At 67.9% G+C, this 7,454-nt stretch carries 5 protein-coding genes and 1 pseudogene; 5 read left to right on the forward strand and 1 reads right to left on the reverse strand.

The window, feature by feature from the left end; all coding sequences use genetic code 11:
* From D3105_RS32015 to D3105_RS32035, 5 genes are all read left to right on the forward strand, one after another.
* Nucleotides 1–326 (forward strand): sugar transferase (locus tag D3105_RS32015; RefSeq protein WP_206273010.1); only part of this gene is annotated, 326 nt, incomplete at its 5' end.
* Between the two features lie 104 nt (nt 327–430).
* Complete coding sequence (locus D3105_RS32020) at nt 431–2,698, forward strand: (Fe-S)-binding protein (RefSeq protein WP_118906360.1); 2,268 nt, start codon at nt 431–433, stop codon at nt 2,696–2,698.
* Nucleotides 2,699–2,949: 251 nt separating this feature from the next.
* On the forward strand, nt 2,950–4,089 hold the full coding sequence (locus D3105_RS32025; RefSeq protein WP_118906361.1) for an FG-GAP repeat domain-containing protein: 1,140 nt from the start codon (nt 2,950–2,952) through the stop codon (nt 4,087–4,089).
* A gap of 118 nt (nt 4,090–4,207) precedes the next feature.
* Entirely contained in the window at nt 4,208–5,173 is a 966-nt protein-coding gene (locus D3105_RS32030; RefSeq protein WP_118906362.1) for a Yip1 family protein, read from the forward strand.
* A 196-nt stretch (nt 5,174–5,369) separates the two neighbouring features.
* Complete coding sequence (locus tag D3105_RS32035) at nt 5,370–6,803, forward strand: recombinase family protein (protein WP_118906363.1); 1,434 nt, start codon at nt 5,370–5,372, stop codon at nt 6,801–6,803.
* 264 nt (nt 6,804–7,067) lie between these two features.
* Here D3105_RS32035 and D3105_RS32040 read toward each other — a convergent pair.
* A pseudogene (locus D3105_RS32040) lies at nt 7,068–7,454 on the reverse strand (replication initiator); the annotation flags it as partial.

Raw genomic sequence — 7,454 nt, forward strand, 5'->3', positions numbered from 1 at the left:
GCTCCTGCCGCCACCGCCGGGCGCCGGGGCCGCTGGCCCCCGGCGACCCCCGGGCCACCGGCCCCGGCGCCCGGCGGTGGCGGCAGGAGCTGCGGCCGGGTCTGACCGGCCTGGCGCAGGTGCGCGCCCGCTCGGGCATGCCGTGGGACGACCCCGCCCTGCTGGACCAGCACTACGCAGAGCACCATGGAGTGGTGCTCGACCTGGCGATCCTCGCCGAAGCCGCCCGCAGCCCCCTGCGGGACCGGCTCCGGACGGCCCGCCGAACCAAGGCACACCTGAGCGACGCAGATCACCGCCCGCCCGCCTGCAGGAGGGTGGACTAAGTGGATAGTGTCAGCACAGACTAATTAAGTTACTGCTTAGTAGTAGCGGGCAGTATCACGTAACCAACTGGATCCCGCTCTCGCAGGCCCGAGGAGCCCCACTCATGCAACTCGCCGCGATCATCGTGTCGCTGGTGCTGACGGTCGTCGGCGTTGCGCTCGTCGCCCGAGCCGTCGCGCAGATCTACCGCTTCGTCCGCCTCGGACAGGCGGTACCGGCAGGCAGCCGCACCGACGACCCCAAGCAGCGGACGATCACCTTGATCAAGGAGTTCGTCGGCCATACCCGCATGAACCGCTGGGGAATCGTGGGCGTCGCCCACTGGTTCGTCGCGGTCGGCTTCCTGACCCTGGGCCTGACGATCGTCACGGCGTACGGCCAGCTGTTCAAGGCCGACTGGGTGCTGCCGTACATCGGCACCTTCCTGCCGTACGAGGTGTACATCGAGTTCATCGCGCTCGGCACGACCCTCGGCATCCTCGTCCTGATCGCGATCCGCCAGCTGAACCTGCCCTCGCGGGCGGGCCGCAAGTCGCGGTTCACCGGCTCGAAGATGGGCCAGGCGTACTTCGTCGAGGCGATCATCCTGATCATCGGCGCCGCGATCATGGTGCTCCGCGGTCTGGAGGGCGCGCTCCACCACGTGGACGGCTACGGCCCCGCGTACTTCGCCTCGTACCCCCTGGTCCTGGCCTTCGAGGGGCTGAGCACCGAAACGCTGCAGAACCTGGTCTACCTGTTCGCGATGATCAAGCTCGGTACGACGATGATCTGGGCGATCACCGTCGGCCTGAACACCAACATGGGTGTCGCCTGGCACCGCTTCCTCGGCTTCCCGAACATCTGGTTCAAGCGGAACGCCGACGGCGACGTCGCGCTCGGCGCGCTCCAGCCGATGACGACGGCCGGCAAGGAGATCGACTGGGACGACCCGGCCGAGGACGCGGTCTTCGGTGTCTCCCAGGTCGAGCAGTTCTCCTGGAAGGGCATCCTCGACTTCTCCACCTGCACCGAGTGCGGCCGCTGCCAGTCGCAGTGCCCCGCCTGGAACACCGGCAAGCCCCTCTCGCCGAAGCTCCTGATCATGTCGCTGCGCGACCACGCGCACGCCAAGGCCCCGTACCTGCTGGCCGGCGGCGGCAAGACCATGGAGGGCGAGGAGAAGGCCTCCGAGGAGCAGCTCAAGGACGTGCCCGCGGCCGCCCTCGCCGAGGCCGAGCGCCCGCTGATCGGCACCGCCGAGGAGAACGGCGTCATCGACCCGGACGTCCTGTGGTCCTGCACCACCTGCGGCGCCTGCGTCGAGCAGTGCCCGGTCGACATCGAGCACATCGACCACATCGTCGACATGCGCCGCTACCAGGTGATGATCGAGTCCGCGTTCCCGTCCGAGGCGGGCACGATGCTCAAGAACCTGGAGAAGAAGGGCAACCCCTGGGGCCTCGCCAAGAAGGCGCGCGTCGAGTGGACCAAGGAGGTCGACTTCGAGGTCCCGATCGTCGGCAAGGACGTCGAGGACCTCACCGAGGTCGACTACCTGTACTGGGTCGGCTGCGCGGGCGCCCTGGAGGACCGGGCCAAGAAGACCACCAAGGCCTTCGCGGAGCTGCTGCACATGGCGGGCGTCAAGTTCGCGATCATGGGCGGCGACGAGAAGTGCACCGGTGACTCCGCCCGCCGCCTGGGCAACGAGCCGCTGTTCCAGCAGCTCGGCCAGGAGAACGTGGCCATGCTGAACATGGCGTACGGCGAGGACGATGAGGACGAGACGACGAAGAAGCCCAAGTCGTCGAAGAAGATCGTCGCGACCTGCCCGCACTGCTTCAACACGATCGCGAACGAGTACCCGCAGCTCGGCGGCGAGTACGAGGTCATCCACCACACCCAGCTGCTCCAGCACCTCATCGACGAGGGCAAGCTGATCCCGGTGACCCCGGTCGAGGGCCTCATCACGTACCACGACCCGTGCTACCTGGGCCGGCACAACAAGATCTACACCCCGCCGCGCGAGATCATCGCGAAGGTCCCGGGCCTGCGGAACGAGGAGATGCACCGCCACAAGGAGCGCGGCTTCTGCTGCGGCGCCGGCGGCGCCCGGATGTGGATGGAGGAGCGGATCGGCAAGCGCATCAACACCGAGCGCGTCGACGAGGCCCTCGCCCTCAACCCGGACATCGTCTCCACCGCCTGCCCGTTCTGCCTCGTCATGCTGACCGACTCGGTCAACGGCAAGAAGAACGACGGCCAGGCCAAGGAGTCCATCCAGGTCGTGGACGTCTCGCAGCTCCTCCTGGAGTCCGTGAAGACGCCCGCCGACCCGACCGGCGAGCCGGAGCAGGTGGACGCACCGGAGCCGGAACCGGCAAAGTGACGTAACGCATCAGCGCGAAGAAGCGGCCGGACCTGCCTCGGGGGCAGGACCGGCCGCTTCTTCGTGTCCGGGCCCGGACGGCCGGGGCCGACGTGACGACCGCCGCAGAGGAACTGTGAACTCGGACATGTACGCGACGACGTAACTGGAGCATCATGTGCCCCGGAGAAGCCCACCAGGGCTCCCGGAACACACCCCACGCGCCGGCGGCCGACGGGACCACCGGTTCACGAACGACGAACGAGGCCCCCGTGCGCCCACGCACCCGCACCGAGCATCCGCAGGCATCGGTCACCAGCCGGGTGACGGCCTCCCTCGCCGTGGGCTGTACGGCCCTGCTGCTGGCGCTCACGGCCTGTTCGGGCCCGTCCGCCGCGTCCGACGGAAAGAACGGCGACACCCCGCCCCCGGCGCAGGCGCGGACCCAGGCGGAGCCGGCGAGCGCCCCCGTCCCCCGCGGCACCGGCAGCCGTGTCCCGTACGACTTCAACGGCGACGGCCACCGCGACCTGGTCGTCAACGACCTGGTGAAGGCCCCCGAGGACAGCCACGGCGACGACGCGGGCATCGGCATCGTGTACGGCTCCGAGGACCGCGACCGCCCCCTGGACCCCGCCGCCCGGCAACTGCTGAGCGCCCGGGCGAACGCGGCGAAGTCCGGCGACACCCTGCCCGCGGCCTTCGACGCCGAGTCGGCCTGCGACCTGGACCGGGACGGCTTCACCGACCTGATCGTCTCCACCGACCCCCCGTACAACGGCATCGGCGCCCCGCCCGTACCGCTCCAGATCCTCTTCGGCTCCCCGCAGGGCCTGACGGGCAAGGCGGTCACCGTACGCATCCCGCAGCAGGCCCGGTTCGGCAACGAGTGGCCCGAGCAGCCGGTCTGCGGCGACTTCGACGGCGACCGGAAGGCCGACCTCGCGGTCACCGCCAGCGGCGGCCAGGTCACCTTCCTGCACGGCCCCTTCACCCGCACCGGGGCCCCGCGCAGCGCGGAGCTGCTGCCCGACGGCGGCCCGTACCTCTACGCCCCCGAGCCCCGGCCCGACACCGACGGCGACGGTTACGACGACCTCGTCGCCGCCGCCCGCCCGCACGCCCCCGGCCAGGCGGGCAAGGGCACCCTCCTCCTTGGTTCCGCGAAGGGCCCCGCGGGTCCCGGCAGCGCGTACGCGTTCGCCGCGGAGGACCTCCCCACCGCACCGCTGAAGACGACGGGCACCACCCGCACCACGCTCCTCAACCACGGCGACTACGACGGCGACAAGAAGCCGGACACGGTGGTGCGGACGTACCGGGGCGAGCGGCAGGACCTGATCGCGCTCTACCCCGCGGGTACCACGGACGAGCCCCTCGTCACCTTCTCCACGGCGCTGTTCCTCCCCTGAACTCCCCCTCCGGGGGCCCGGGGTGCGGCCCCTAGGGGATGTCACAGCTCGGCCGCAAAGGCGCCCGGGTTCCCCCGGCCCCCGCTCGCCACCCCCGGGGACCAGGTACGTTCGACGGGTGGCTGGATTCAGGATCGGACGCGGCCGGGACAACCGCACCCCGCAACAACCGCAGCAGCAGCGGCAGCAGCCGTACGGAGGGCAGGCACCACAGCCGCCGTACGGTGCTCAGCCCTGGCCGACGGCAGGAGGCCCCGGCAACGGCGCGGCGCCACCGCCGTACGGAGCCCAGTACGGCGCGGGCGGCTACCAGGGCCAGGGACAGGGCGGACACGGGCAAGGCGGCCATCACGGCCACGGCCATGGCGGCGGACACGGGGGCCACGGCGAGCCGGAGTACTTCGGCGACCCGTACACGGACCCCGCGCCCCACGACCCGTACGCCAACAATCCGGGCCACACGCAGGCGTTCCGCGTCGACGAGGACCCGTACGGCGACGGCAACACCTACCGCGCCGGTTCCGCCCCCGCCCAGCCGGCGGGCCCGCGGCTGCGCTGGAAGGAGCTGCTGAGCGGCATCGTGATGCGCCCGGGCCCGACGTTCTGGCAGATGCGGGACTACCCGGTCTGGGGCCCGGCACTGGTCGTCACGTTCCTCTACGGCCTGCTCGCGCTCTTCGGCTTCGACCAGGCGCGCGAAGAAGCGATCAACGCGACGATCTCGACGGCCATCCCGTACGTCCTGTTCACCGGTGTCGGCTTCGTCATCGGCGGCCTGGTCCTCGGCGCGGTGACCCACACCCTGGCCCGCCAGCTCGGCGGCACGGGCTCGTGGCAGCCGACGGTGGGCCTGTCGATGCTGATCATGTCGATGACGGACGCCCCGCGCCTGCTCATCGCCCTCTTCCTGGGCGGCGAGAACTCCCTGGTCCAGATCGTGGGCTGGCTGACCTGGCTGGCGGCGGGCGCGCTGTTCACGTCGATGGTGAGCAAGTCGCACGACCTGCCGTGGCCGAAGGCGCTGGGAGCGTCGGCGATCCAGCTGATCGCACTGCTGTCGATCATCAAGCTGGGCACGATCTGAGCGAGTGACGCGGAAGGCCCCGGAGCACTTTCGCGCTCCGGGGCCTTCCGCACAGGTCTTGCCTCGACAGGCCCTACGCGTCGAGGACCTGCCCGTCCCGCCGAACGACGGGCTTCTCGACCGACCAAGCTGACTTGACTGTATGACCGTAGTAGCCTGAACCTCGCTCTGAGACGCAGGGGGAGGCCCGCTCATCGTGGCTCGCAAGGTGGGGATCTACACCCGAATCTCTCGGGACGACGAGGGCGACGCCTTGGGCGTGGCACGCCAGAGACAGGACTGTGAGCGCCTTGCCGACCTCAGGTCATGGCAGGCCGTGAAGGTTTACGAGGACAACGACGTGTCCGCGTTCAAGAGAAACGTGGTCCGCGACGAGTTCGAGCTGATGTTGAAGGACCTTCGCGCGGGCCTCATTGACGGCATCGTCGCCTACGACCTTGACCGCCTCGCCCGGCAACCACGCGACCTGGAACGTTTGATCGAGATCTTTGACGAACGGGCCCGGTTGTCCTTCGCTACCGTCACGAACGACATCAACATCGCGACGCCGGACGGGCGGACCATGGCGCGCATCATGGTCGCCTTCGCCAACAAGTCGTCTCACGACGCATCACGGCGCATCCGGCGAAAGCACCTGGAGCTAGCTCAACAGGGCAAGGACAGCGGCGGGCCAGCGCCGTACGGATGGCGCAGAGACGCGCGTAACCAAGTGGACCCGAAGGCAGCTCAAGCGATTCGTCAGGCCCAACGGGAGATTTTGGCCGGCGTGCGTATCGGGACCATTCGACAGCGGTGGTGGGAGGAGGGATTGGGAAATCCACGCGCAGGGACAAAACGCATGGCACATCATCACGTGGAACACATTCTCACCAATCCCCGACTTGTTGGGTACCGGACTTATCACGGCGAGATTCTATACGGGGAAGACGGCAAGCCCGTCTCGGGCGAGTGGGAATGCATCAACACACTCGAAGAGTGGGAAGCCGTGTGTGCCGTCGTAGCGGAACGCAAACTGGACTACCCCAACAAAAATCGAGCCCGAAAGTATCTGCTCTCCGGAATCGCCCGATGCTCTCTTTGCAAAACAAAGATCCGAGGCCAGACAAACCACAAGTGGAAACCTGAATCGAAAGCATCTAGATACAAGTACCAGTGCTCAGTAGTCAATGGGGGATGCGGCAAGGTTGGGCGCATCGGTGAGCCGGTAGATCGGCTCATTGTGCAACTCGTCCTTGAGGAGCAAAGCGAGCGCGCAGCCACGGCGGCGACACCCGGGGAACAGAAGTGGCCGCAGGAACACCAGCTGGAACTCGTCTCTCAGGAGATCACTCAGCTGATCGAGGCCGAAAAGGCTAAACAGATCTCCGTTTCTACGCTCCTCCAAATGCTGCCCGCAAAAGAACGAGAACGAGACGAGTTGAAGCTTTCGCGAACCCGGTTCTACAAAGAGAAGAAGCAGGCCGAAGCCCAGGCTGGGACCAAAGATCTAACCATGGAAGAGTTCTTTGATCTTCCCATTGAGCGCCAGCAGGAGATTATTCTGCATAGCCTCTCAGCCGTGATGATCAGCCCAGCAGGCAGAGGGAAACGCGTCTTTGACCCCAGCCTCATCGAACCGGTGTGGCGGTAACAGATACGGAACGCCCCTGGAGCAGAAGCGCGCGGCGCACCCATTCTTCGTCCCGAGCCGGGGCCCGACGCAGATGAAGCCGCAACCATTCGTCCGTTGACATCACGTCCGGCTTCGTCTCCCGCTGCCGGGACCGTGAACTAGTCGACGAACTCATCGAGCATCCCTCCCAGTCGCACTTCGCGGGCGGTTTCGCGGTTGTGTTGGATGTCGCGGTGGATGTTGGCGGCGAGCCAGGATTCGCCGGGGGTGTGGCCGTTTCNCGGCCTGTTCGGTAAGGTCTTCGCCGTTGCCGAACGCGCCGATGGGCTGCACGTCGAGCTGCGTGCCCCACCGCAACGTCCAACCGTCGTTGACCCCGGCTTCCGGGTTGGCCGGCACAACCACTTCGACCCGGGCGGCGGCGGCACGGATCGCGTCGTCCAGCAGGTCGAGGGTGGCCCAGGCCGGGGGCGAGGTGTCCGGCCCCTCGGGTCCGTCGAAGCGGATCACCGCGTGGAAGTGCACGGCCCCGCGCTTCTGGTACTCCGCGACCTTCCCGAAAGACACCTTGGACTGTTCGCGGGCGGCTTTCTGGGTGAGTCCCGCTCGCTTGGCGATCTCGCGGCGGAGGTAGATCGTGAAGTAGCGCCAGAGGTCGGAGGCGTGGTT

Origin of the sequence: Streptomyces globisporus (assembly GCF_003501885.1) — a bacterium.
Lineage (GTDB): Bacteria > Actinomycetota > Actinomycetes > Streptomycetales > Streptomycetaceae > Streptomyces > Streptomyces globisporus_D.